This is a genomic window from Streptococcus oralis, from assembly GCF_001579525.1.
GTDB lineage: Bacteria > Bacillota > Bacilli > Lactobacillales > Streptococcaceae > Streptococcus > Streptococcus oralis_M.
In genome coordinates, this window is record NZ_KQ970790.1 from 59,881 (window position 1) to 86,302 (window position 26,422).

At 39.3% G+C, this 26,422-nt stretch carries 28 protein-coding genes; 22 read left to right on the top strand and 6 right to left on the bottom strand.

Features of this window, described 5'->3' with window-relative positions; genetic code table 11:
- The first annotated feature begins 69 nt into the window (after positions 1-69).
- The 6 genes from tet(M) (at position 70) to SORDD25_RS09550 (ending at position 6,821) form a co-directional block, all read left to right on the top strand.
- Entirely contained in the window at positions 70-1,989 is a 1,920-nt protein-coding gene (gene tet(M) / locus SORDD25_RS06145; RefSeq protein WP_061853025.1) for a tetracycline resistance ribosomal protection protein Tet(M), read from the top strand.
- Positions 1,990-2,089: 100 nt separating this feature from the next.
- Positions 2,090-2,617 (top strand): protein rep, encoded by a 528-nt coding sequence (locus tag SORDD25_RS06150; RefSeq protein WP_270629454.1) that lies wholly within the window; start codon positions 2,090-2,092, stop codon positions 2,615-2,617.
- Positions 2,618-2,720: 103 nt separating this feature from the next.
- Entirely contained in the window at positions 2,721-4,106 is a 1,386-nt protein-coding gene (gene tet(L) / locus SORDD25_RS06155) for a tetracycline efflux MFS transporter Tet(L) (RefSeq protein ID WP_061853026.1), read from the top strand.
- A gap of 563 nt (positions 4,107-4,669) precedes the next feature.
- Positions 4,670-4,945 carry a plasmid recombination protein gene (locus SORDD25_RS09545; protein WP_368015850.1) on the top strand — a complete coding sequence of 92 codons (276 nt, stop codon included), beginning with the start codon at positions 4,670-4,672 and terminating at the stop codon, positions 4,943-4,945.
- Between the two features lie 4 nt (positions 4,946-4,949).
- Entirely contained in the window at positions 4,950-5,933 is a 984-nt protein-coding gene (gene mobV / locus SORDD25_RS06160; RefSeq protein ID WP_259549652.1) for a MobV family relaxase, read from the top strand.
- A gap of 294 nt (positions 5,934-6,227) precedes the next feature.
- The gene (locus SORDD25_RS09550; RefSeq protein WP_474176090.1) at positions 6,228-6,821 is read left to right on the top strand and encodes a cysteine-rich KTR domain-containing protein; all 594 of its coding nucleotides are present in this window, start codon (positions 6,228-6,230) and stop codon (positions 6,819-6,821) included.
- 59 nt (positions 6,822-6,880) lie between these two features.
- On the opposite strand, the gene SORDD25_RS06170 is transcribed toward SORDD25_RS09550, so the two are convergent.
- Positions 6,881-7,234: a helix-turn-helix transcriptional regulator gene (locus SORDD25_RS06170; protein WP_061853027.1), complete on the bottom strand. Its 354-nt coding sequence runs from the start codon at positions 7,232-7,234 to the stop codon at positions 6,881-6,883.
- A gap of 504 nt (positions 7,235-7,738) precedes the next feature.
- Between SORDD25_RS06170 and SORDD25_RS06175 the strand changes: the two genes are divergently transcribed.
- The 15 genes from SORDD25_RS06175 (at position 7,739) to rpsD (ending at position 21,910) form a co-directional block, all read left to right on the top strand.
- The gene (locus SORDD25_RS06175) at positions 7,739-8,161 is read left to right on the top strand and encodes a sigma-70 family RNA polymerase sigma factor (protein WP_000804885.1); all 423 of its coding nucleotides are present in this window, start codon (positions 7,739-7,741) and stop codon (positions 8,159-8,161) included.
- Positions 8,158-8,388 carry a helix-turn-helix domain-containing protein gene (locus SORDD25_RS06180; protein WP_000857133.1) on the top strand — a complete coding sequence of 77 codons (231 nt, stop codon included), beginning with the start codon at positions 8,158-8,160 and terminating at the stop codon, positions 8,386-8,388. The genes SORDD25_RS06175 and SORDD25_RS06180 overlap by 4 nt, the downstream gene beginning before the upstream one ends.
- A gap of 460 nt (positions 8,389-8,848) precedes the next feature.
- Entirely contained in the window at positions 8,849-9,052 is a 204-nt protein-coding gene (locus SORDD25_RS06185; protein ID WP_000814511.1) for an excisionase, read from the top strand.
- A gap of 81 nt (positions 9,053-9,133) precedes the next feature.
- Positions 9,134-10,351 carry a tyrosine-type recombinase/integrase gene (locus SORDD25_RS06190; protein ID WP_001291561.1) on the top strand — a complete coding sequence of 406 codons (1,218 nt, stop codon included), beginning with the start codon at positions 9,134-9,136 and terminating at the stop codon, positions 10,349-10,351.
- A 494-nt stretch (positions 10,352-10,845) separates the two neighbouring features.
- The gene (locus tag SORDD25_RS06195; RefSeq protein WP_061853028.1) at positions 10,846-11,562 is read left to right on the top strand and encodes an ABC transporter ATP-binding protein; all 717 of its coding nucleotides are present in this window, start codon (positions 10,846-10,848) and stop codon (positions 11,560-11,562) included.
- A 1-nt stretch (position 11,563) separates the two neighbouring features.
- Entirely contained in the window at positions 11,564-12,646 is a 1,083-nt protein-coding gene (locus SORDD25_RS06200; protein ID WP_061853029.1) for an ABC transporter permease, read from the top strand.
- A 39-nt stretch (positions 12,647-12,685) separates the two neighbouring features.
- Complete coding sequence (locus SORDD25_RS06205; protein WP_033629180.1) at positions 12,686-13,309, top strand: TetR/AcrR family transcriptional regulator; 624 nt, start codon at positions 12,686-12,688, stop codon at positions 13,307-13,309.
- Between the two features lie 273 nt (positions 13,310-13,582).
- Complete coding sequence (locus SORDD25_RS06210; protein ID WP_061853030.1) at positions 13,583-14,347, top strand: nucleoside phosphorylase; 765 nt, start codon at positions 13,583-13,585, stop codon at positions 14,345-14,347.
- Between the two features lie 33 nt (positions 14,348-14,380).
- On the top strand, positions 14,381-15,760 hold the full coding sequence (locus tag SORDD25_RS06215; protein ID WP_061853031.1) for a TrkH family potassium uptake protein: 1,380 nt from the start codon (positions 14,381-14,383) through the stop codon (positions 15,758-15,760).
- Between the two features lie 13 nt (positions 15,761-15,773).
- Positions 15,774-16,439 (top strand): potassium channel family protein, encoded by a 666-nt coding sequence (locus SORDD25_RS06220; protein WP_061853032.1) that lies wholly within the window; start codon positions 15,774-15,776, stop codon positions 16,437-16,439.
- 156 nt (positions 16,440-16,595) lie between these two features.
- Positions 16,596-18,683, top strand: a complete 2,088-nt coding sequence (locus SORDD25_RS06225; protein ID WP_061853033.1) for an SSURE domain-containing protein — start codon at positions 16,596-16,598, stop codon at positions 18,681-18,683.
- Positions 18,684-18,763: 80 nt separating this feature from the next.
- Entirely contained in the window at positions 18,764-19,462 is a 699-nt protein-coding gene (locus tag SORDD25_RS06230) for a response regulator transcription factor (protein ID WP_007519337.1), read from the top strand.
- Positions 19,459-20,493, top strand: coding sequence for a sensor histidine kinase (locus SORDD25_RS06235; protein ID WP_042768210.1), 1,035 nt, complete (start codon positions 19,459-19,461; stop codon positions 20,491-20,493). Before SORDD25_RS06230 ends, SORDD25_RS06235 begins: the two co-directional genes overlap by 4 nt.
- 149 nt (positions 20,494-20,642) lie before the next feature.
- On the top strand, positions 20,643-21,050 hold the full coding sequence (locus SORDD25_RS06240; protein WP_061853034.1) for an SRPBCC family protein: 408 nt from the start codon (positions 20,643-20,645) through the stop codon (positions 21,048-21,050).
- A 248-nt stretch (positions 21,051-21,298) separates the two neighbouring features.
- Positions 21,299-21,910, top strand: a complete 612-nt coding sequence (rpsD, locus tag SORDD25_RS06245; RefSeq protein ID WP_000092756.1) for a 30S ribosomal protein S4 — start codon at positions 21,299-21,301, stop codon at positions 21,908-21,910.
- A 131-nt stretch (positions 21,911-22,041) separates the two neighbouring features.
- Here rpsD and SORDD25_RS06250 read toward each other — a convergent pair whose 3' ends face one another.
- From SORDD25_RS06250 to SORDD25_RS06270, 5 genes are all read right to left on the bottom strand, one after another.
- On the bottom strand, positions 22,042-22,560 hold the full coding sequence (locus tag SORDD25_RS06250; RefSeq protein ID WP_061853035.1) for an HXXEE domain-containing protein: 519 nt from the start codon (positions 22,558-22,560) through the stop codon (positions 22,042-22,044).
- A 78-nt stretch (positions 22,561-22,638) separates the two neighbouring features.
- Positions 22,639-22,788 carry a 50S ribosomal protein L33 gene (gene rpmG, locus SORDD25_RS06255; RefSeq protein ID WP_001265622.1) on the bottom strand — a complete coding sequence of 50 codons (150 nt, stop codon included), beginning with the start codon at positions 22,786-22,788 and terminating at the stop codon, positions 22,639-22,641.
- 15 nt (positions 22,789-22,803) lie between these two features.
- Entirely contained in the window at positions 22,804-22,986 is a 183-nt protein-coding gene (gene rpmF, locus SORDD25_RS06260) for a 50S ribosomal protein L32 (protein ID WP_000290417.1), read from the bottom strand.
- Between the two features lie 147 nt (positions 22,987-23,133).
- Positions 23,134-23,334: a type II toxin-antitoxin system antitoxin gene (locus SORDD25_RS06265; protein WP_000796544.1), complete on the bottom strand. Its 201-nt coding sequence runs from the start codon at positions 23,332-23,334 to the stop codon at positions 23,134-23,136.
- 2 nt (positions 23,335-23,336) lie between these two features.
- Positions 23,337-24,344 carry an SPFH domain-containing protein gene (locus tag SORDD25_RS06270; RefSeq protein WP_061853036.1) on the bottom strand — a complete coding sequence of 336 codons (1,008 nt, stop codon included), beginning with the start codon at positions 24,342-24,344 and terminating at the stop codon, positions 23,337-23,339.
- Positions 24,345-24,528: 184 nt separating this feature from the next.
- Between SORDD25_RS06270 and ilvD the strand changes: the two genes are divergently transcribed.
- Positions 24,529-26,232: a dihydroxy-acid dehydratase gene (gene ilvD, locus SORDD25_RS06275; protein WP_061853037.1), complete on the top strand. Its 1,704-nt coding sequence runs from the start codon at positions 24,529-24,531 to the stop codon at positions 26,230-26,232.
- The last annotated feature ends 190 nt before the right edge of the window (positions 26,233-26,422 follow it).

Below are 26,422 nucleotides of genomic sequence, written 5' to 3' on the forward strand. Positions count from 1 at the left end.
CCCAGTGATAAAAGTATTTATCACTGGGATTTTTATGCCCTTTTGGGTTTTTGAATGGAGGAAAATCACATGAAAATTATTAATATTGGAGTTTTAGCTCATGTTGATGCAGGAAAAACTACCTTAACAGAAAGCTTATTATATAACAGTGGAGCGATTACAGAATTAGGAAGCGTGGACAAAGGTACAACGAGGACGGATAATACGCTTTTAGAACGTCAGAGAGGAATTACAATTCAGACAGGAATAACCTCTTTTCAGTGGGAAAATACGAAGGTGAACATCATAGACACGCCAGGACATATGGATTTCTTAGCAGAAGTATATCGTTCATTATCAGTTTTAGATGGGGCAATTCTACTGATTTCTGCAAAAGATGGCGTACAAGCACAAACTCGTATATTATTTCATGCACTTAGGAAAATGGGGATTCCCACAATCTTTTTTATCAATAAGATTGACCAAAATGGAATTGATTTATCAACGGTTTATCAGGATATTAAAGAGAAACTTTCTGCCGAAATTGTAATCAAACAGAAGGTAGAACTGTATCCTAATATGTGTGTGACGAACTTTACCGAATCTGAACAATGGGATACGGTAATAGAGGGAAACGATGACCTTTTAGAGAAATATATGTCCGGTAAATCATTAGAAGCATTGGAACTCGAACAAGAGGAAAGCATAAGATTTCAGAATTGTTCTCTGTTCCCTGTTTATCACGGAAGTGCAAAAAACAATATAGGGATTGATAACCTTATAGAAGTGATTACGAATAAATTTTATTCATCAACACATCGAGGTCAGTCTGAACTTTGCGGAAAAGTTTTCAAAATTGAGTATTCGGAAAAAAGACAGCGTCTTGCATATATACGTCTTTATAGTGGCGTACTGCATTTGCGAGATTCGGTTAGAATATCGGAAAAGGAAAAAATAAAAATTACAGAAATGTATACTTCAATAAATGGTGAATTATGTAAAATTGATAAGGCTTATTCCGGGGAAATTGTTATTTTGCAAAATGAGTTTTTGAAGTTAAATAGTGTTCTTGGAGATACAAAGCTATTGCCACAGAGAGAGAGAATTGAAAATCCCCTCCCTCTGCTGCAAACGACTGTTGAACCGAGCAAACCTCAACAAAGGGAAATGTTACTTGATGCACTTTTAGAAATCTCCGACAGTGACCCGCTTCTGCGATATTATGTGGATTCTGCGACACATGAAATCATACTTTCTTTCTTAGGGAAAGTACAAATGGAAGTGACTTGTGCTCTGCTGCAAGAAAAGTATCATGTGGAGATAGAAATAAAAGAGCCTACAGTCATTTATATGGAAAGACCGTTAAAAAATGCAGAATATACCATTCACATCGAAGTGCCGCCAAATCCTTTCTGGGCTTCCATTGGTTTATCTGTATCACCGCTTCCGTTGGGAAGTGGAATGCAGTATGAGAGCTCGGTTTCTCTTGGATACTTAAATCAATCGTTTCAAAATGCAGTTATGGAGGGGATACGCTATGGCTGTGAACAAGGATTGTATGGTTGGAATGTGACGGACTGTAAAATCTGTTTTAAGTATGGCTTATACTATAGCCCTGTTAGTACCCCAGCAGATTTTCGGATGCTTGCTCCTATTGTATTGGAACAAGTCTTAAAAAAAGCTGGAACAGAATTGTTAGAGCCATATCTTAGTTTTAAAATTTATGCGCCACAGGAATATCTTTCACGAGCATACACCGATGCTCCTAAATATTGTGCGAACATCGTAGACACTCAATTGAAAAATAATGAGGTCATTCTTAGTGGAGAAATCCCTGCTCGGTGTATTCAAGAATATCGTAGTGATTTAACTTTCTTTACAAATGGACGTAGTGTTTGTTTAACAGAGTTAAAAGGGTACCATGTTACTACCGGTGAACCTGTTTGCCAGCCCCGTCGTCCAAATAGTCGGATAGATAAAGTACGATATATGTTCAATAAAATAACTTAGTGTATTTTATGTTGTTATATAAATATGGTTTCTTGTTAAATAAGATGAAATATTTTTTAATAAAGATTTGAATTAAAGTGTAAAGGAGGAGATAGTTATTATAAATCTTGTTGGTTTTATGCGTGCAACGGAAGTGACAATAAATAATAAAGATAATTCTTATAATCAGCACATGCATGTATTGGTATGTGTGGAACCAACTTATTTTAAGAATACAGAAAACTACGTGAATCAAAAACAATGGATTCAATTTTGGAAAAAGGCAATGAAATTAGACTATGATCCAAATGTAAAAGTTCAAATGATTCGACCGAAAAATAAATATAAATCGGATATACAATCGGCAATTGACGAAACTGCAAAATATCCTGTAAAGGATACGGATTTTATGACCGATGATGAAGAAAAGAATTTGAAACGTTTGTCTGATTTGGAGGAAGGTTTACACCGTAAAAGGTTAATCTCCTATGGTGGTTTGTTAAAAGAAATACATAAAAAATTAAACCTTGATGACACAGAAGAAGGCGATTTGATTCATACAGATGATGACGAAAAAGCCGATGAAGATGGATTTTCTATTATTGCAATGTGGAATTGGGAACGGAAAAATTATTTTATTAAAGAGTAGTTCAACAAACGGGCCATATTGTTGTATAAGTGATGAAATACTGAATTTAAAATTTAGTTTATATGTGGTAAAATGTTTTAATCAAGTTTAGGAGGAATTAATTATGAAGTGTAATGAATGTAACAGGGCACAATCGAATTTACGACACAACCAAATTTTAATTTGGCTTTGCATTTTATCTTTTTTTAGCGTATTAAATGAAATGGTTTTGAACGTCTCATTACCTGATATTGCAAATAATTTTAATAAACCACCTGCGAGTACAAACTGGGTGAACACAGCCTTTATGTTAACCTTTTCCATTGGAACAGCTGTATATGGAAAGCTATCTGATCAATTAGGCATCAAAAGGTTACTCCTATTTGGAATTATAATAAATTGTTTCGGGTCGGTAATTGGGTTTGTTGGCCATTCTTTCTTTTCCTTACTTATTATGGCTCGTTTTATTCAAGGGGCTGGTGCAGCTACATTTCCAGCACTCGTAATGGTTGTAGTTGCGCGCTATATTCCAAAGGAAAATAGGGGTAAAGCATTTGGTCTTATTGGATCGATAGTAGCCATGGGAGAAGGAGTCGGTCCAGCGATTGGTGGAATGATAGCCCATTATATTCATTGGTCCTATCTTCTACTCATTCCTATGATAACAATTATCACTGTTCCGTTTCTTATGAAATTATTAAAGAAAGAAGTAAGGATAAAAGGTCATTTTGATATCAAAGGAATTATACTAATGTCTGTAGGCATTGTATTTTTTATGTTGTTTACAACATCATATAGCATTTCTTTTCTTATCGTTAGCGTGCTGTCATTCCTGATATTTGTAAAACATATCAGGAAAGTAACAGATCCTTTTGTTGATCCCGGATTAGGGAAAAATATACCTTTTATGATTGGAGTTCTTTGTGGGGGAATTATATTTGGAACAGTAGCAGGGTTTGTCTCTATGGTTCCTTATATGATGAAAGATGTTCACCAGCTAAGTACTGCCGAAATCGGAAGTGTAATTATTTTCCCTGGAACAATGAGTGTCATTATTTTCGGCTACATTGGTGGGATACTTGTTGATAGAAGAGGTCCTTTATACGTGTTAAACATCGGAGTTACATTTCTTTCTGTTAGCTTTTTAACTGCTTCCTTTCTTTTAGAAACAACATCATGGTTCATGACAATTATAATCGTATTTGTTTTAGGTGGGCTTTCGTTCACCAAAACAGTTATATCAACAATTGTTTCAAGTAGCTTGAAACAGCAGGAAGCTGGTGCTGGAATGAGTTTGCTTAACTTTACCAGCTTTTTATCAGAGGGAACAGGTATTGCAATTGTAGGTGGTTTATTATCCATACCCTTACTTGATCAAAGGTTGTTACCTATGGAAGTTGATCAGTCAACTTATCTGTATAGTAATTTGTTATTACTTTTTTCAGGAATCATTGTCATTAGTTGGCTGGTTACCTTGAATGTATATAAACATTCTCAAAGGGATTTCTAAATCGTTAAGGGATCAACTTTGGGAGAGAGTTCAAAATTGATCCTTTTTTTATAACAGGAATTCAAATCTTTTTGTTCCATTAAAGGGCGCGATTGCTGAATAAAAGATACGAGAGACCTCTCTTGTATCTTTTTTATTTTGAGTGGTTTTGTCCGTTACACTAGAAAACCGAAAGACAATAAAAATTTTATTCTTGCTGAGTCTGGCTTTCGGTAAGCTAGACAAAACGGACAAAATAAAAATTGGCAAGGGTTTAAAGGTGGAGATTTTTTGAGTGATCTTCTCAAAAAATACTACCTGTCCCTTGCTGATTTTTAAACGAGCACGAGAGCAAAACCCCCCTTTGCTGAGGTGGCAGAGGGCAGGTTTTTTTGTTTCTTTTTTCTCGTAAAAAAAAGAAAGGTCTTAAAGGTTTTATGGTTTTGGTCGGCACTGCCGACAGCCTCGCAGAGCACACACTTTATGAATATAAAGTATAGTGTGTTATACTTTACTTGGAAGTGGTTGCCGGAAAGAGCGAAAATGCCTCACATTTGTGCCACCTAAAAAGGAGCGATTTACATATGAGTTATGCAGTTTGTAGAATGCAAAAAGTGAAATCAGCTGGACTAAAAGGCATGCAATTTCATAATCAAAGAGAGCGAAAAAGTAGAACGAATGATGATATTGACCATGAGCGAACACGTGAAAATTATGATTTGAAAAATGATAAAAATATTGATTACAACGAACGTGTCAAAGAAATTATTGAATCACAAAAAACAGGTACAAGAAAAACGAGGAAAGATGCTGTTCTTGTAAATGAGTTGCTAGTAACATCTGACCGAGATTTTTTTTGAGCAACTGGATCCAGGAGAACAAAAACGATTTTTTGAGGAAAGTTATAAATTATTTTCCGAACGATATGGCAAGCAAAATATTGCTTATGCAACAGTTCATAATGATGAGCAAACCCCTCACATGCATTTAGGTGTTGTGCCTATGCGTGATGGAAAACTGCAAGGAAAAAATGTGTTTAATCGTCAAGAACTGTTATGGCTACAAGATAAATTCCCCGAGCATATGAAAAAACAGGGTTTTGAGTTGAAGCGTGGTGAACGTGGCTCTGACCGTAAACATATTGAGACAGCTAAATTTAAAAAACAAACTTTGGAAAAAGAGATTGATTTTCTAGAAAAAAATTTAGCAGTTAAAAAAGATGAATGGACTGCTTATAGCGATAAAGTTAAATCAGATTTAGAAGTACCAGCGAAACGACACATGAAAAGTGTTGAAGTGCCAACGGGTGAAAAGTCCATGTTTGGTTTGGGAAAAGAAATAATGAAAACAGAAAAGAAACCAACCAAAAATGTTGTTATATCGGAGCGTGATTATAAAAACTTAGTGACTGCTGCGAGAGATAACGATAGGTTAAAACAGCATGTTAGAAATCTCATGAGTACTGATATGGCGAGAGAATATAAAAAATTAAGTAAAGAACATGGGCAAGTTAAAGAAAAATATAGTGGTCTTGTAGAGCGATTTAATGAAAATGTAAATGATTATAATGAGTTGCTTGAAGAAAACAAGTCTTTAAAGTCTAAAATAAGCGATTTAAAGCGTGATGTGAGTTTAATCTATGAAAGCACTAAGGAATTCCTTAAGGAACGTACAGACGGCTTAAAAGCCTTTAAAAACGTTTTTAAGGGGTTTGTAGACAAGGTAAAGGATAAAACAGCACAATTCCAAGAAAAACACGATTTAGAACCTAAAAAGAACGAATTTGAACTAACTCATAACCGAGAGGTAAAAAAAGAACGAAGTCGAGATCAGGGAATGAGTTTATAAAATAAAAAAAGCACCTGAAAAGGTGTCTTTTTTTGATGGTTTTGAACTTGTTCTTTCTTATCTTGATACATATAGAAATAACGTCATTTTTATTTTAGTTGCTGAAAGGTGCGTTGAAGTGTTGGTATGTATGTGTTTTAAAGTATTGAAAACCCTTAAAATTGGTTGCAAAGAAAAACCCCCATCTGTTAAAGTTATAAGTGACCAAACAAATAACTAAATAGATGGGGGGTTTCTTTTAATATTATGTGTCCTAATAGTAGCATTTATTCAGATGAAAAATCAAGGGTTTTAGTGGACAAGACAAAAAGTGGAAAAGTGAGACCATGGAGAGAAAAGAAAATCGCTAATGTTGATTACTTTGAACTTCTGCATATTCTTGAATTTAAAAAGGCTGAAAGAGTAAAAGATTGTGCTGAAATATTAGAGTATAAACAAAATCGTGAAACAGGCGAAAGAAAGTTGTATCGAGTGTGGTTTTGTAAATCCAGGCTTTGTCCAATGTGCAACTGGAGGAGAGCAATGAAACATGGCATTCAGTCACAAAAGGTTGTTGCTGAAGTTATTAAACAAAAGCCAACAGTTCGTTGGTTGTTTCTCACATTAACAGTTAAAAATGTTTATGATGGCGAAGAATTAAATAAGAGTTTGTCAGATATGGCTCAAGGATTTCGCCGAATGATGCAATATAAAAAAATTAATAAAAACTACAAGTGGATATTGTGTCCTGTATGTGGAAATAAAACACGATTAAAGATAAGGGAAGATACTGAATTAAAAAAATTCCCCCTCTATTGTCCGAAATGCAGACAAGAAAATTTAATTGAAATAAAGCAGTTCAAAGTAACTGTGATTACAGAGCCAGACGCAAAGACGCAGAGCCGATAAAATGAGATTAATACAATCTCATTTTATCGGCTCTTTCCGTTATGTATGGATTCTTTTAATTAGTCTTCGATGTTTCTTGCTTCGTTGATACCGCTGGCTAAAGATTCCATTAAGGATAGTTCTTTGTCTGTAAAGCTATCCATGTATTTCTCTATCTGTAATCGTCGGGTGCTTTTTACCAAGTTATTAGCAGGTAAGAAAAATTCATCAACGGAAACATGAAGTAACGATACAAGGTCATAAAGAACTTGTATGCTGGGGTGTTGCCCTTTATTTTCAATATTAGTTAAGTACCGTGGGTCAATTTCAATCAATGCTCCCACTTGTTCACGAGTTAAACCTCGTTTCAATCGAGCTTCTTTAATGGCTAAACCAAAGGCTCTAAAATCATATTTATTTTCTTTTTTACGCATAGTAGACCACCTCTATACATTTTATTGTTCCTACTGAATTAAAAACAGGTATAGAAAAACGTGTTATATGGTTTATAGGTTTATATTTAATAAAAAGCACTACTAAACGCCAATAAAAAAAACCGTTATATGGTAGTGCTATTTACGCTGTTAAAATATTGTATATTACTTCCAAATGGCGGTTTGTTGGAGGTCAACGTCGCCATGAAGTACATCATATACAATAAATTTCCTTACATTGGGTTCTTGTCAAAAAAAGTCGTCTATCTGCAATAGATAAGTACGTCCACCAATGTGGTTTTATAAATCATATAGATAGAATAACAGAAGCATGTAAACAGAGAAATAAATCTGTTTATATGCTTTTTTGGCTATTCAGAACTTTTTTACAAAGTTTATTTATCAGTAATGCAACAAATCCCCCTTTCACATTGGGACTAAGAGTGAAAGGAGATAAACGAGCAAGGCTCACTTCCTTTCCTAGACAGAAAGGGGGTGAGAAACATGAAACCATCTTCTTTTCAGACCACAATAGAAAATCAGTTTGACTATATCTGTAAACGTGCTATGGAAGACGAGCGAAAGAATTATATGCTTTATCTTTCAAGGATTGCAAAGCGTGAGGTGTCCTTTTCGGATGTTGGCGATTATCTTGTTAGCCAGTTTGCGACAACAGATAACTATTCAACTGACTTTCAGATTTTTACACTCAATGGGTTATCAGTAGGCGTTGAAAATGATTTGTTGAGTGAAGCATTACGTGAGTTGCCAGACAAGAAACGTGAAATTCTACTGCTGTTTTACTTTATGGACATGAGCGATTCAGAAATTGCAGACCTGTTGAAATTGAACCGTTCTACTGTCTATCGGCATAGAACCAGTGGACTAGCCTTAATTAAAAAGTTTATGGAGGAATTTGAAGAATGAAAACACAATATCCTATGATTCCCTTTCCTCTCATTGTAAAGGCAACAGATGGCGATACCGAAGCGATTAACCAGATTCTACATCATTACAGAGGGTACATAACGAAGCGTTCCCTACGACTTATGAAAGATGAATATGGCAATCAAAGTATGGTCGTTGATGAAGTCTTACGTGGAAGAATGGAAACCAGACTGATTACAAAGATTTTGTCATTTGAAATTAAGTAATATCCTCTCTCCTTTCGTGGAAGCGTGCTAAACCATTCCACGCTTCCCGAACAGGGAGGTTTGTTATTCCACCAAAGCATATTGAGCTTTCAATGTGTTTTGATAGGCTAACGAGCCATTGTTCTTTGAAAACTGAATAAAAGTAATCGAATACGTTTCGATAAGAAAAGAGCCAACGGAACTAACCGCCATGACCTATCTTATAAAGATAGCGAGCGATTCATGTTAGTGATCCGAGAAGCAATCTTTAGCAGGATTGCCTGCAACGACATTCTTATCGTGATAATGATACTCCCATACAGTCAATAGTCCGAGCGTGATAAAACCGTCGCAGGCAATGAGTATGGCTACATGAGAACCATGCAGGGGTGGAACTCCCGTGAGCTTTGCTAAAGCTGTTCGATTGCTGGTAAAACAACTTTTATGAAATCCAAATAAGTGATTTGGAAAGGAGGATTTTATGAAGCAGACTGACATTCCTATTTGGGAACGTTATACCCTAACCATTGAAGAAGCGTCAAAATATTTTCGTATTGGCGAAAACAAGCTACGACGCTTGGCAGAGGAAAATAAAAATGCAAATTGGCTGATTATGAATGGCAATCGTATTCAGATTAAACGAAAACAATTTGAAAAAATTATAGATACATTGGACGCAATCTAGCGTCGCCAAAGGGTCTTGTATATGATAAAATAGTATTAAGTCGTATCAAGGCTCTTTCCATAAAGGAAAGGAGCAAATGCCATGTCAGAAAAAAGACGTGACAATAAAGGTCGAATCTTAAAGACTGGAGAGAGCCAACGAAAAGACGGAAGATACTTATACAAATATATAGATTCATTTGGAGAACCGCAATTTGTTTACTCGTGGAAACTTGTGGCTACAGACCGAGTACCAGCAGGAAAGCGTGATTGTATCTCACTTAGAGAGAAAATCGCAGAGTTACAGAAAGACATTCATGATGGTATTGATGTTGTAGGAAAGAAAATGACACTCTGCCAGCTTTACGCAAAACAGAACGCTCAAAGACCAAAGGTTAGAAAAAACACTGAAACTGGACGCAAATATCTTATGGATATTTTGAAGAAAGACAAGTTAGGTGTAAGAAGTATTGACAGTATTAAGCCATCAGACGCTAAAGAATGGGCTATTAGAATGAGTGAAAATGGTTATGCTTATCAAACCATCAATAACTACAAACGTTCTTTAAAGGCTTCATTCTATATTGCTATACAAGATGATTGTGTTCGGAAGAATCCATTTGACTTTCAACTGAAAGCAGTTCTTGATGATGATACTGTCCCTAAGACCGTACTAACAGAAGAACAGGAAGAAAAACTGTTAGCCTTTGCAAAAGCTGATAAAACCTACAGCAAAAATTATGATGAAATTCTGATACTCTTAAAAACAGGTCTTCGTATTTCAGAGTTTGGTGGTTTGACACTTCCAGATTTAGATTTTGAGAATCGTCTTGTCAATATAGACCATCAGCTATTGAGAGATACTGAAATTGGGTACTACATTGAAACACCAAAGACCAAAAGTGGCGAACGTCAAGTTCCTATGGTTGAAGAAGCCTATCAAGCATTTAAGCGAGTGTTAGCGAATCGAAAGAATGATAAGCGTGTTGAGATTGATGGATATAGTGATTTCCTCTTTCTTAATAGAAAGAACTATCCAAAAGTGGCAAGTGATTACAACGGCATGATGAAAGGTCTTGTTAAGAAATACAATAAGTATAACGAGGATAAATTGCCACACATCACTCCACATAGTTTGCGACATACATTCTGTACCAACTATGCAAATGCAGGAATGAATCCAAAGGCATTACAGTACATTATGGGACATGCTAATATAGCCATGACGCTGAACTATTACGCACATGCAACATTCGATTCTGCAATGGCAGAAATGAAACGCTTGAATAAAGAGAAGCAACAGGAGCGTCTTGTTGCTTAGTAGTACAAATGAATTTACTACTTATTTACCACTTCTGACAGCTAAGACATGAGGAAATATGCAAAGAAACGTGAAGTATCTTCCTACAGTAAAAATACTCGAAAGCACATAGAATAAGGCTTTACGAGCATTTAAGAAAATATAAAAAGATAATTAGAAATTTATACTTTGTTTATATAAAAAATGAGTAAAATGAATTTCCATCGCCAAGGTCATTAGAGTTGCGATAGCAATGACGATGGTAGGATTGGCTGAGAAAAGTAGAGGAAGAATAGGCCTTTAAAAAGTTGACAAGAAAGACCATTTCGGAGTATAGAGAGGAAGTTCAAAAACATTTTTAGAAATAAGACATGTGCATTATAAACATCAGATACGAATCTGGTGTTTTATTGTTTAAAAGAATTTAACCCTTTCTCTTGACAAGTGAGTGATTACTCACTATAATAGCTTCTATGATTTAAAAAGTGAGTGCCCACTCACCTAGGAGGAAGTAAATGAAAACATTACTACATTTACAAGATTTAGTAAAATCTTTTGACCATCAAATAGTTCTGAATCATGTCAGCTTTGAATTGCAGACAGGAGAAATTATAGGATTAATTGGTCCGTCTGGTGCTGGTAAATCAACTATGATTAAGACTACGTTAGGAATGGAAAAGGCTGATGGAGGCGTAGCTTTAGTGTTAAATCACACTATGCCCAATCGCCATATTTTAGGAGATATTGGCTATATGGCCCAATCAGATGCTTTATACGAGTCCTTGTCAGGCCAAGAAAATCTGGAATTTTTTGGTCAGCTAAAGGGGCTTTCTAAAAAAGACCTAAAGGCGGAAATTGCTCATATAGCTCAAGTAGTAGATCTGACAGACTACTTAAACAAGGCGGTATCTGGTTATTCTGGAGGAATGAAACGGCGTTTGTCTCTTGCTATCGCGCTGTTAGGAAATCCTCAACTCTTGATTTTGGACGAACCGACAGTTGGAATCGACCCTTCTCTTCGAAAGAAAATCTGGAAAGAATTATTCGCGCTTAGAGACAATGGGGTAGGGATATTAGTTACTACCCATGTTATGGATGAAGCAGAGTTGACGGATAAGGTCGGCTTATTATTAGGCGGAAAAATCATTGCTTTTGATACACCGCAACACTTAAAAGAAAGTTATCAAGCTTCAAGTATTGAAGAAGTATTTTTAAAAGCAGAAGGTGAGTAAAATGAGAACAATAGCGATTGCAAAAAAAGTCATCAAAGAATTACTTCGTGACAAACGAACTCTAGCCCTGATGTTTATAGCACCTGTTTTTATCATGTGGTTGATGAACCTCATGTTTTCAGCTAGTACAACCGTGAATGTCAAGTTAGCAACACAGGATCTACCAACTGGTTTAGTAACGAAAATGGATGAGCTCGATCATGTGGACGTCGAGACTTATCAAGACTTAGATCAAGCCAAAGAAGCGCTAGCAAATGAAAAAGTCGATGCTGTGATTTCTTATAAAAACGGTGAGTACCAGGTCGACTACGCAAACACAGACGCCTCCAAGACCTCTATGATACGACAAGTGTTACGAACGAGTATCGCCAGTGAAGGCACCGATCAGTTACTATCTCGTGTCAAACAAGCTCTTCCACAATTGGACTCGGACGCAAAAACACCAGAAATCAAGGAGTCTTATCAGTATGGAGATGAAGATACAAGCTTCTTTACCAGTATGATTCCGGTTTTGATAGGTTTTGTAGTTTTCTTTTTTGTCTTTTTGATTTCAGGTATGGCGCTTTTGAAAGAGCGCACCAGTGGAACACTAGAACGTTTGTTAGCTACACCAGTGAAACGATCTGAAATCGTCTATGGCTATATGTTGTCTTACGGTATTATTGCGATTTTTCAAACGGCAGTTGTCGTTTTAGCAGCAATTTGGCTACTAGATGTAGAAGTTGTAGGAAGTATTTTAAATGTTATAATAGTTAATGTGGTACTGGCTCTTGTAGCACTAGCTTTTGGAATTCTCTTGTCTACTCTAGCAAAATCAGAATTCCAAATGATACAATTTATCCCTCTCGTGATTATGCCTCAACTCTTTTTCTCAGGGATTATTCCATTGTCATCCATGGGAGAATGGGCTCCAACTGTGGGGAAATTTTTGCCATTAACCTATTCTGGTGATGCAATAAGCCAGATTATTCTTTACGGGCACAATCTTGGTGATATTTTGTCAAATCTTGGTGTTTTAATGATTTTCTTGATCATTTTAACAATTCTTAATATTGTTGGATTGCGTCGTTATCGTAAAGTTTAGAAATCAACATAAATAATGCTAAAAAGGTGTGAAGATTAGATGGATAAGACTGTTTTTGAATCGTTTGAAGATTACTTAGAAGAAGCGAATTACCCTCAAGGAAAGAAAAAAATCATGCAGGCAGCAGTGGATCTCATATCAACCAGGAGTTACCATGGGACCTCAACTCTTCACATAGCTGAGCGTGCTGGACTAAGCCAGGCAACTTTGTTTAAGTATTTTAAGACGAAGGATGATTTACTGACGGCTATTTTACATCCTGTAGTCCCAGGCATTTTCGGTAGTTTTTTTGAGGAACTCTTAGCTTTTGAAACGACAGAAGAGAGGGTTCGTTATCTCGTCCATGATCGTATGAGCTATCTCAAAAAAAATCGTGCTTTGATGAAAATCATTCTGCAGGAGAGTTTTTCAAATAAAAAACTAAAAAATGAACAGATTTTTATCTGGAATGCTATTCAAGATAAACTTCGAGTACTTCATAAGGAATTGCTAGCAGATCCACGTGTAAATCCAGAGTTAACGAGTCCTCAAATGGTTCGTATTTGTGTTGGCCCGTTGTTGGCTTACTTCGCTCAGCTTTATATCGTTAGTGACAACGGAGAAATAAAGGAAGAAGATCTAGACTTATTAGAAAAACAAATTTTAGGTGGTTTGTGGAAATAAGGGAGTTCTAGAAGAACTAAGGTTTATTTACTTGACTTTCAAACAAGCTAAAAAAGACATATTCTGCTTATTTCAGATTCATGTCTTTTTTGTTATTGGATTTGATATGTGTTTATAAGTCCTCAATCACTTTGCCAAAACAGAAACCGACTTCTCCAGCGGTGCAACGATTTCTCAAGTGTATGGAAGAGGAGATTTCTGGACTGATAAAGACAACTCCTTGACACTCCGTCAGTTTTTGATACAATAGTACAAAATTAGAGGAGGTGGACGATGATTCAGAAGCATGCGATTCCCATTTTAGAGTTTGACGACAATCCCCAGGCGGTCCTTATGCCAACACATGAGGGCTTGGATTTGAAGCTACCAAAGAAGTGTATCTATGCATTTTTGGAGGAGGAGATTGACCGCTACGCCCAGGAAGTAGGGGCGGATTGTGTTGGTGAGTTCGTTTCTGCCACCAAGACTTATCCAGTCTATGTCATCAACTACAAGGGTGAGAAGATTTGTCTGGCCCAGGCGCCCGTAGGCTCAGCCCCAGCTGCTCAGTTTATGGATTGGTTGATTGGCTATGGTGTGGAGCAAATCATTTCCACTGGAACCTGTGGTGTCCTAGCCGATATAGAGGAAAATGCCTTTCTAGTTCCTGTTCGCGCTTTGCGAGATGAGGGGACCAGCTACCATTATGTAGCGCCTTCTCGTTATATGGAGATGCAGATTGAGGCTGTCTCTGCCATTGAGCAAATCTTGGAGCAAATAGGCATTCCTTATGAGGAAGTTATGACCTGGACGACAGATGGTTTTTACCGAGAGACGGCTGAAAAGGTTGCTTATCGTAAGGAAGAAGGCTGTGCTGTTGTGGAGATGGAGTGTTCGGCTCTTGCGGCAGTAGCTCAGCTACGTGGGGTTGTCTGGGGAGAACTGCTCTTTACCGCAGATTCCTTGGCGGATCTAGACAACTACGACAGTCGTGACTGGGGTTCTGAAGCTTTTGACAAGGCACTCGAACTCTGTCTTGCCATTGTGCACTACATGTGAGTGTTCTGACTGTTTTTATGGTAGAATGTAGCTATGTTATTCAAATCTTTTTTGGAAAAAATCAAAACGAATCTGGCTCGTTTATCGCCAGCCCGTCGCATCTTTTTAAGTTTTGCCCTAGTAATCTTCTTGGGCTCGCTCCTTTTAAGCCTCCCCTTTGTGCAATCAGAAACGTCACAAGCGGCCTACTTTGATCATCTCTTTACAACGGTGTCCATGGTCTGTGTGACAGGGCTCTTCACCCAGCCGGTAGCCTCTACTTACAATATGTGGGGCCAGTTGATCTGTATGCTCTTGATCCAGATTGGTGGTTTGGGGCTCATGACCTTTATCGGAATCTTTTACATCCAAGGCAAGCAAAAGCTCAGCCTTCGTGGTCGTGAGACCATTCAAGAAAGTTTTAGTTATGGAGAAACCCAGTCCTTAAAGGACTTTATTCGCTCGATCTTTTTGACGACTTTTTTGGTGGAAGGGATTGGTGCCTTTCTCCTGAGTTTTCGCTTTATTCCTGAATTTGGCTGGGGCCGAGGGGTGTTAACCTCTATCTTTTTGGCTGTTTCAGCTTTCTGTAATGCTGGATTTGATAATTTTGGAAGTACGAGTTTGGTAGCCTTTCAAACGGACCCCTTGATCAATCTAGTGATTGCGGGTTTGATTATCACGGGTGGTCTAGGATTTATGGTCTGGTTTGACCTAGCGACCCAGATTGGGAAAAAGAAAAAACGCCGTCTGCGTTTCCATACCAAGTTGGTTCTCTTTTTAACGGCGGGAATTCTGCTCTTTGGAACCGTATCGACTTTGTTCATCGAGTGGAACAATCCTGGAACGATTGGAAATCTCAGCGCTCCAGAGAAACTACTGGTTAGTTTCTTCCAGACCGTCAGCATGAGAACGGCAGGCTTTGCTTCCATTGACTATACCCAGGCTCGACCGGTGACCTTGTTCATCTATATCCTACAGATGTTTCTAGGAGGGGCGCCTGGAGGGACAGCAGGGGGGCTCAAGATTACGACCTTCTTTGTCTTGTTGGTCTTTGCTCGTAGCGAACTATTGGGCTTGCCTCATGCCAATGTGGCTCGGAGGACCATTGAACCCCGAACTGTGCAAAAATCTTTCAGTGTCTTTATTATCTTCTTGCTAACATTCTTGCTGGGCTTGATCCTGCTAGGAATAACAGCAGAGGGAAATCCGCGCTTTATCTACCTCATGTTTGAGACCATTTCAGCCCTTGCGACAGTTGGGGTGACGGCAAATTTAACACCAGAGCTAGGCAAGATAGCCCTCAGTATCGTTATGTTGCTGATGTTTATCGGCCGTATTGGTCCCTTAACACTACTGGTCAGTGTAGCGGAATACCAGCCAGACAAGAAAGATACGATTCACTATATGAAAGCAGATATCACTATCGGATAAGAAAGGAAGAACGATGTCAGATCGGACAATTGGAATTTTAGGTTTGGGAATTTTTGGGAGCAGTGTTTTGGCTGCCCTAGCCAAGCATGACATGAATATCATTGCTATTGATGACCACGAGGAACGCATTAATCAATTTGAACCTGTGCTGGCGCGTGGGGTAGTTGGAGATATCACGGATGAAGAACTCCTTCTATCAGCGGGGATTGACACCTGTGATACCGTAGTTGTCGCAACGGGTGAAAATCTGGAGTCTAGTGTTCTCGCGGTCATGCACTGCAAGAGTCTCGGAGTGCCGACCGTCATTACCAAGGTCAAAAGTCATACAGCTAAAAAGGTTCTAGAAAAAATTGGGGCAGATGCAGTCATCTCACCAGAATTTGAAATGGGGCGCTCATTGGCACAGACCATCCTCTTTCATAACAGCGTAGACGTCTTTCAGCTAGACAAGAATGTATCGATTGTCGAGATGAAAATCCCCCAATCATGGGTAGGTAAAAGCCTCAGTCAGTTGGATTTGCGTGGGCGATACAACCTCAACGTACTTGGTTTTCGTGCTTACGAAAATGCTCCTCTGGATGTCCAATTCGGACCCAATGACCTCTTGCAGGCAGATGCCTACATCATGGCCGTCATTAATAACCAACATCTGGACACCCTAGCTGAACTGAGTGAGTAGGAGAGGAAGGACTACTCTCTTTCCAATAATTAACGAGTCAATATAAGTATTTTATAAGAGGGATTTAAGAAAAATTTTAACTTTTTCTTAATCCTTTTTAATTTTAGGAGATTATACTAGAGTCATCAAAAAAAAGAAAACTCTAAGGAGAATCCTATGAAATTCAATCCAAATCAGAGATATACTCGTTGGTCTATTCGCCGTCTCAGTGTCGGTGTTGCTTCAGTTGTTGTGGCCAGTGGCTTCTTTGTCCTAGTTGGTCAACCAAGTTCTGCACGTGCTGATGTCATCAATCCGACTCCTGCCCAAGTCGTGCCAGACGCAACTTCGGTGAGTGAAAAGAGCGACTTACCAGCAGAGCTTCTCAAAAAAGCAGTCGATGTAGCTCTTCCTTCAGAACAAGCAGACTCAGCACCTAAAGCAAGTGTGGATACGACAAGCTCTTCAGAAAAAGCGGACGCAACTGCTAAAGAGCCAGTGGTAGCACCAAAAGAAGAAGTGCAAGCACAACCTGACTCTAAGAAACAAACAGAAGATGCAGTTAAACCTGTGGAAAGTCCTGCGTCTACAGTTTCTGGACAAGACCGTGAAGCCAGTGAAGCGAAATCAGCGACCACCCCAGCTGAAGTGCAAAAAGGTGTGGCTGACAACACCAAAGACACAGTAGATGTCCCAGCTAGCTACCTTGACAAAGCCAATTTCCCAGGTCCATTCACAGCTGGTGTCAACCAAGTCATTCCATATGAATTCTTCGCTGGAGACGGCATGTTAACTCGTCTTATCTTGAAAGCATCCGATAAGGCTCCATGGTCAGACAATGGTTCAGCTAAAAATCCCGCTCTCCCACCAGTAGAGAAATTGGGCAAAGGCCTTTACTTCTACGAAGTGGATCTAGCAGGCACCCAAGGCAAATCAGATAAAGAGTTGCTTGACCTCTTGAAACAAAATGGTACACAAAGCTATAAGGCTACCATCAAAGTGTACGGTGCGAAAGACGGCAAGCCTGACTTAACTAATCTGGTAGCGACTAAAGATTTGACTGTTAATTTGAATGGTTTAACCACTCCAGCTGAAGTTCAAAAAGGTGTGGCTGACAACACCAAAGACACAGTAGATGTCCCAGCTAGCTACCTTGACAAAGCCAACTTCCCAGGACCATTCACAGCTGGTGTCAACCAAGTTATTCCATACGAATTCTTCGCTGGAGACGGCATGTTGACTCGCCTGATCTTGAAAGCATCCGACAAGGCTCCATGGTCAGACAACGGAACAGCTAAAAATCCCGCTCTCCCACCGGTAGAGAAATTGGGCAAAGGCCTTTACTTCTACGAAGTAGACTTGGCCGGAACCCAAGGCAAATCTGACAAAGAGTTGCTTGATCTCTTGAAACAAAATGGTACACAAAGCTATAAAGCTACTATCAAGGTGTACGGTGCGAAAGACGGCAAGCCTGACTTAACTAATCTGGTAGCAACTAAAGATTTGACTGTTAATTTGAATGGCTTGACCACATCAAGTCAGGTTAAAGACTCTGTTGTTAACAATGTCAAAGACATGATTGATGTTCCAGCTAGCTACCTTGATAAGGCTAAGGTTCCTGGACCTTTCTTGGCTGGTGTCAACCAAGTTATTCCATACGAAGCTTTTGGTGGTGATGGTATGTTGACTCGCCTCTTGTTAAAAGCCTCAGACAAAGCTCCATGGTCTGACAATGGAACAGCGAAGAACCCAGCACTATTGCCACTTGAAGGCTTGGCTAAAGGCCAATATTTCTACGAAGTGGATTTGAATGGCAACACGACAGGCAAAGATGGTCAGGCCTTGCTGGATCAACTTCGAGCTAACGGAACACGTACATACCTAGCTACTGTTAAAGTCTATGGTTCTAAAGATGGCAAACCTGATTTGACCAATCTGATTGCTACTCGTCAAGTAACGATTCAGCTTCGTGGAAAAGAAATGGCGACAATACCATCTCAACCAGATCAGATGAATACAAAGCCTTCTGAAACAGGCTCTACAGGTACGACTGAGAGTATGATGGGTACAAATCACCATATGTCAGATATGAAGGTTGATCAACCAGCTTCTAACCCAATGGCTAATATGATGAAAAAAGATGATAAAGCGATGCTACCAAATACTGGGGAAGCTAAAACGGCTACAGCTGGCCTTGGTATCTTTGGTCTAGCCTTGGCAGGTCTTGTTGGACTTTTGGGTTTGACAACCAAACGAGAAGATTAAGATTCAAATCACTTAAACATTAGAGAAAATAGTGTTATACTAAAGCAAGTATAACACTGTTTTTATCGAAGGAGTGTCAGATGAAAAAGACAATTTTGCTGGTTGATGATGAGATAGATATTCTAGATATTCAAAACCGCTATCTTATACAGGCAGGTTACGATGTTTTGGTCGCCCATGATGGTAAGGAGGGATTAGAACTTTTCAGAAAAAAATCTATCGACCTCATTATCACAGATATCATGATGCCCAATATGGACGGTTATGATTTTATCAGTGAAGTTCAGTATATCGCTCCGGATCAACCCTTCCTCTTTACAACTGCTAAGACAAGCGAACAGGATAAGATTTATGGATTAAGTTTGGGGGCAGATGATTTTATAGTCAAACCCTTTAGTCCACGCGAATTGGTTTTAAGAGTGAATAATATCTTGCGTCGCCTTAGCCGTGGAGGAGAGACAGAACAGATCGAGTTTGGTGACTTGGTAATCAACCATGTGACTCATGAAGTTCGCATTGGGGATCAACCTTTGGAATTGACAGTAAAATCCTTTGAACTTCTATGGGTATTAGCCAGCAATCCTGAGAGAGTCTTTTCAAAGACGGAACTTTACGAGAAGGTATGGCAAGAGGACTATGTGGATGATACCAATACACTCAATGTTCATATCCATGCTTTGAGGCAAGAGTTGACCAAGTATACGAATTCAAATGCTCCCGCTATCAAAACTGTCTGGGGTTTGGGTTATAAGATGGAAAAACCAAGAGGTAGAAAATGAAATTAAAAAACTATATTTTAGTGGGGTATCTAGTGTCGACTCTACTAACGATTTTGGTCGTTTTCTGGGCAGTCCAACGAATGTTGATCGAGAAAAGTGAAGTTTACTTTCTAGTTGGAATGACCTTGATTGCTAGTTTCATTGGCGCTGCAGTGAGCATCTTTCTTTTGTCGCCAGTGTTCTCTTCTCTGAAACATTTGAAAAAACAAGCTCAGGATATAGCAAGCAAGGATTTCAGCACAGAAATCGAAACCAAAGGCCCATTAGAATTTCAAGAGCTGGGCCAGGCTTTTAATGACATGTCCCACAATTTGCAAGCCACCTTTCAATCACTTGATGAGAGCGAGCAAGAAAAGAGAATGATGATTGCGCAGCTCTCTCACGATATTAAAACTCCCATTACCTCCATTCAGGTTACTGTGGAGGGCATTCTAGATGGAGTGATTAAGGAAGAGGAGCGGCTCCACTATTTAACCACGATTGGTCGGCAAACTGAGCGTCTAAACAAGCTAGTGGAGGAATTGGATGTTTTGACTCTTAACACACAACCTCAAGATACTGCTGATGAGGAAGTCGAAGAGGTCTTTTTAGATCAGTTGCTGATTGAGTCAATGAGTGAATTCCAGCTCCAGATTGAACAAGAGGAGCGAGATGTTTACATTCAAGTATCACCTGAGTCGGCGAAAATCAAGAGCCATTCTGACAAACTTTCTCGTATTCTGGTCAATTTGTTAAACAATGCCTTTAAATATTCAGAACCAGGAACCAGAATCGAGGTTCTTGCCCAATTAACAGAACAAGAATTGACAATCAGTGTGAAAGACGAGGGGCAGGGGATCCTTCCTGAAGATTTGGAAAAGATCTTTAAACGACTTTATCGTGTAGAAACTTCGCGCAATATGAAGACGGGTGGGCATGGCTTAGGTCTTGCGATTGCACGAGAACTAGCCCATCAGCTTGGTGGCGAAATCACAGCAGAAAGTCAGTATGGCTTAGGAAGCAAGTTTACATTCAGCCTCAATTTGAAATAAAGCCGTATGATATAGATACCATTTTAAAGTAAAACTAAAGGTAAGAGTCTTATTTAGAGAATATGAAAACCAGCACTTCCAAAAAATCAGTTGACAAAAAATGTAAGTTATTTTATAATAAGTACACTTATATTAAAAGGAGTGTCAAAATGGAATTTAGTTTTAGTTTAAACATAAGAGCAACAAAAGAGGCTGTCTGGACCTATTATGAAAATATTGAGAAGTGGTATGATTGGGAAGAAGATTTAAAAAATATTACATTAAAAGGTGGATTTGAGACGGGTTCATACGGAACTATGGAACTCGAAGGAATGCCCCCTATGGAATATCAGCTCACACTTGTAAAACCTCTTGAAGAATTTTGGGATAAAACGGCAACTCCATTCGGTGATATTCTTTTTGGTCATCAAATTATTGAGAATAATGATGGCACTGTAAATGTAAAACATACTGTATCTTTGGATAGTGAAGACAAGCAACATCTAGAATTTTTAAGTCAAGTCTTTTCAGATGTTCCTCACTCTATTTTCATTCTAAAAAACCACTTAGAAAGATAGAGGGAGTGCTGCTTGTTGACACTGTAATATTAAAATAATTTAGTTCAACTGATAAATCCCTTTACAAATCTAGCTTTTCATGGTACAATAGCCTTTGTGTGAAATAGCAGCAGGAAAGCATGAAGCTCGTCAACAGGTGTCTTATGACAAGTAACCTTGGCTGTTTAGGCGAAGGGCATCTGCACGAATCAGGGCTTTCTAAGTGACTATTTCCACCGAAATATTATTTATATCAGGAGGACATACACATGTCACGTTATACAGGACCATCTTGGAAACAAGCTCGTCGCCTTGGCCTTTCACTTACAGGTACAGGTAAAGAATTGGCACGTCGTAACTACGTACCAGGACAACACGGACCAAACAACCGTTCTAAATTGTCAGAATACGGTTTGCAATTGGCTGAAAAACAAAAACTTCGTTTCACTTACGGTGTAGGTGAAAAACAATTCCGTAACTTGTTCGTACAAGCTACAAAAATCAAAGGCGGAATCCTAGGTTTCAACTTCATGCTTCTTTTGGAACGTCGTTTGGATAACGTTGTTTACCGTCTTGGTCTTGCGACTACTCGTCGTCAAGCTCGTCAATTCGTAAACCACGGTCACATCCTTGTTGACGGAAAACGCGTTGATATCCCATCATACCGCGTAACTCCAGGTCAAGTGATCTCAGTTCGTGAAAAATCATTGAAAGTTCCAGCAATCCTTGAAGCTGTTGAAGCAACTCTTGGACGTCCAGCATTCGTATCATTCGACGCTGAAAAATTGGAAGGTTCATTGACACGCTTGCCAGAACGCGACGAAATCAACCCAGAAATCAACGAAGCACTTGTCGTTGAATTCTACAACAAAATGCTTTAATTTTAAGAAATATCTTACAGAAAGCCTACAACAGTGGGCTTTTTGCTTTGCCTTAAAAAACTATAGAACACTTCTTAACTGTGAAGGAGGATAAAAAATTCCCTGCAAAATGAAATTGCAAGGAACTTTTGTTAATGGTTATGGGCAAGCCAGACGGAATACTTTTTCCCGAGCCAGAGAGCAAAGAGGAGATTGATGACGACGATGCCTGAACCGACCAGTGAAAATAGGAAAAATTCGCTAGTCGAAACCTGCCACAAATGCACGATGTCGATAATCAAATAAGTACTGATAGGAAAACAAAGGATAGAAGTGATGAGAGCAGGGATATACTTGCGAAGAAGGATTGATTGTCCGATATGGAGCAAGAGATGAAGTGCAAAGGCTACAAATCCCCCCAACCAAACTAATTCGAGCGCTCTAGATTGAGTAAAATACGCTAATAAAGTGATGGATAAGACAAGAATAAACTCCTCAAAAACAGCAAGGGCAAATCCCTCTGTTGTAATTCCTTTGTGAATCTTGAGAATAGCTGGAGCCTTTTGAGCCAGCAAGGTTTCGTTGAGATGAATCCAAGGGATAAGACCGATAATTTCTTCCATATCGTGAAAGATAAAGAGTAGCGGGAATATCCAAAGATAAAATGCCATAAATCTCTCCTGAAAAGTTATAGATCGCTAACCAATAAAGCAAAAAACGCCCAGTAAGGCGTTTTGAGCTAGGTGTGCTTATTTAACTTCTGTAAACACAACGTGCTTGCGAAGTTTTGGTGAGTATTTCTTCAATTGAAGACGGTCTGGAGTGTTACGTTTGTTTTTAGAAGTAAGGTACAAGCGTTCACCAGATTCTTTGTGTTCAAGTGTGATATTTACGCGCATGGTATCTCCCTTCTATTATTCAGCTGATGCAGCTTTAGCGATTTTACGTCCTTTGTAGTATCCTTTAAGTGATACACGGTGAGAACGTGAGTAATCTCCAGTAGTTTCGTCAAAGTTTACAGATGGAGCTGTTACTTTGTAGTGTGTACGACGTTTGTTTTTCTTCGCTTTTGAAGTGCGACGTGCAGGTACTGCCATTTTGATTTCTCCTTTTAAGATATAATTCAGTTAGGTTTGATTTTCATCAACTTTAATAGTATATCAAAACTTTTTTGTAAAGTAAAGTTACTTGACAAAAAAAGATGAAAAAATTCTCCCGTCTGACCCAGCAGACAGGAGAAGGTGTTAAATATCAATCTCAAATGGTTCGTCAATGGTTTCTGATACGTATTTTCCGTCTTTCTTTCGTTGTTTGACACATTCTGTGAGGAGATATTCGATTTGCCCATTGACTGAACGAAAGTCGTCTTCTGCCCATGATGCGAGTGCAGCGTATAACTTTGTTGAGAGTCGAAGGGGGATCTGCTTTTTTTTAGCTTCAGCCATCTTTAGTAAAGACTTCCTGCGTTGACAATTGGTTGTGCATCATGATTGCCACAGAGAACGACTAGGAGATTTGAAACCATGGCAGCTTTTCGTTCTTCGTCAAGTTCTACCAACTCTCCTTCATTGAGACGTTCTAGTGCCATTTCAACCATACCCACAGCGCCCTCTACAATCATCTTACGGGCATCAATAATAGCTGATGCTTGTTGACGTTGAAGCATGACAGCAGCAATTTCTGGTGCATAAGCTAGGTAAGTAATACGTGCTTCAAGGATTTCCAAGCCAGCGTCCTCTACGCGACTTTGAATCTCTTCACGAATACGGTTAGCTACAATCTCACTAGAACCGCGGAGGCTTCCTTCATCGGCTTGCCCATCACCTGTAGTATCTACATTAGGAGACACATCGTAAGGATAAATGCGGACAATATTACGAAGGGCGCTATCACACTGCAATGAGAGATATTCTTTATAGTTATCAACGTTGAAGACTGCTTTGGCTGTATCGACAACTCTCCAAGTTACCGCGATTCCGATTTCTACGGGATTTCCTAGACAATCATTGATTTTTTGGCGAGAATTGCTCAAGGTCATAACCTTGAGGGAAATCTGTTTCTTGCCAATTTCAAGATTTACATCATTGCCATTTGATGATTTCATTCCCGAAAAAGGAGATTTTGTGCTAACATCTCCACTTTGACCAAGTCGAGTGTGGTTTGCAGGGTTGACTGCTATGCTAAAAGGATTGACAAAGTAAAAACCAGGTTCTTTGATGGTACCTGTATAATTACCAAAGAGGGTCAAAACCAGAGCTTCTTGAGGTTTGACAACTTTTAAACCAGCATGAGCTAGAACTGAAATTAAGATTAATAAAAGACCGATAATAATTCCAAAAACGTTTTCCGAACCAGCACCCATTATAAATATAAAGATACCAAGTACGAGTGTCAATTCAATGAGAATTAATGCGAATACACCATTTGGTTTTGAATTGATTAGTTTTTCAGTCATAAGAATGACCTCCTGTTATGTGATATCTAAATGATATCACTTTAATTTGTAAAGTCAAGAAATAAATGTAACATTTTTAAAGAAAATATCACTGTATAGAATTTTCTGAAAATTCAAGAATTTTCTTCTGTTCATTGCTTTTAAAATGTGCTATAATAGTAAAAACTGAAATGGGAGGGATAAGATGACTGAATTAGATAAACGTCACCGCAGTAGCATTTATGACAGTATGGTTAAATCACCAAACCGTGCTATGCTTCGTGCGACTGGTATGACAGATAAGGACTTTGAGACACCGATTGTTGGGGTCATTTCGACTTGGGCGGAAAATACACCATGTAACATTCATTTGCATGATTTTGGGAAATTGGCCAAAGAAGGTGTCAAATCGGCAGGTGCTTGGCCTGTTCAGTTTGGGACCATTACCGTAGCGGACGGGATTGCCATGGGAACGCCTGGTATGCGCTTCTCTCTAACATCTCGTGATATTATTGCGGATTCTATCGAAGCTGCTATGGGGGGCCACAACGTCGATGCCTTTGTCGCTATCGGTGGTTGTGACAAGAACATGCCTGGTTCCATGATTGCCATTGCCAATATGGATATCCCAGCTATTTTCGCCTATGGTGGGACCATTGCACCGGGAAATCTTGATGGCAAAGACATTGACTTGGTTTCTGTCTTTGAAGGGATCGGGAAATGGAACCACGGTGACATGACAGCTGAGGACGTGAAGCGTCTTGAATGTAATGCCTGCCCTGGCCCTGGTGGCTGTGGTGGTATGTACACAGCTAATACCATGGCGACTGCTATTGAAGTTCTAGGGATGAGTTTGCCAGGATCTTCATCTCACCCAGCTGAATCAGCCGACAAGAAAGAAGATATCGAAGCAGCAGGACGAGCTGTTGTCAAGATGCTGGAGCTTGGTCTCAAACCATCAGATATCTTGACTCGTGAAGCTTTTGAAGATGCCATCACTGTAACGATGGCTCTCGGTGGTTCTACAAATGCCACTCTTCACTTACTTGCCATTGCCCATGCGGCTAATGTTGACTTGTCACTTGAGGACTTCAATACAATCCAAGAACGTGTGCCTCACTTGGCCGACTTGAAACCATCTGGTCAGTATGTCTTCCAAGACCTCTACGAAGTCGGTGGTGTGCCAGCGGTTATGAAATATCTCTTGGCAAATGGTTTCCTTCATGGCGACCGTATCACATGTACTGGTAAGACAGTCGCTGAAAACTTGGCTGACTTTGCAGACCTTACACCAGGCCAAAAAGTCATTATGCCACTTGAAAATCCAAAACGTGCAGACGGTCCGCTTATCATCTTGAACGGGAACCTTGCCCCTGACGGTGCGGTTGCTAAAGTATCAGGTGTGAAAGTGCGTCGTCACGTTGGACCTGCTAAGGTCTTTGACTCAGAAGAAGATGCGATTCGGGCCGTTCTGACAGATGAAATTGTTGATGGTGATGTTGTCGTTGTTCGTTTCGTGGGACCTAAGGGTGGTCCTGGTATGCCTGAGATGCTATCACTTTCATCAATGATCGTTGGTAAAGGTCAAGGAGACAAGGTTGCCCTCTTGACAGACGGCCGTTTCTCTGGTGGTACTTATGGTCTGGTTGTTGGACATATCGCTCCTGAAGCTCAGGATGGTGGACCGATTGCCTACCTTCGTACTGGCGATATCGTTACGGTTGACCAAGATACCAAAGAAATTTCCATGGCCGTATCCGAAGAAGAACTTGAAAAACGCAAGGCAGAAACAACCTTGCCACCACTTTACAGCCGTGGTGTTCTCGGTAAATATGCCCATATCGTATCATCTGCTTCACGCGGAGCCGTGACAGACTTCTGGAATATGGACAAGTCAGGTAAAAAATAAACTCATACTCTTCGAAAATCAAATTCAAACCACGTCAACGTCGCCTTGCCGTAGGTATGGTTACTGACTTCGTCAGTTCTATCCACAACCTTAAAACGCTGTTTTGAGCAACCTGCGCCTAGTTTCCTAGTTTGCTCTTTGATTTTCATTGAGTATCAAAAAGCAAGCCATTTTCGGCTTGCTTCTTTTC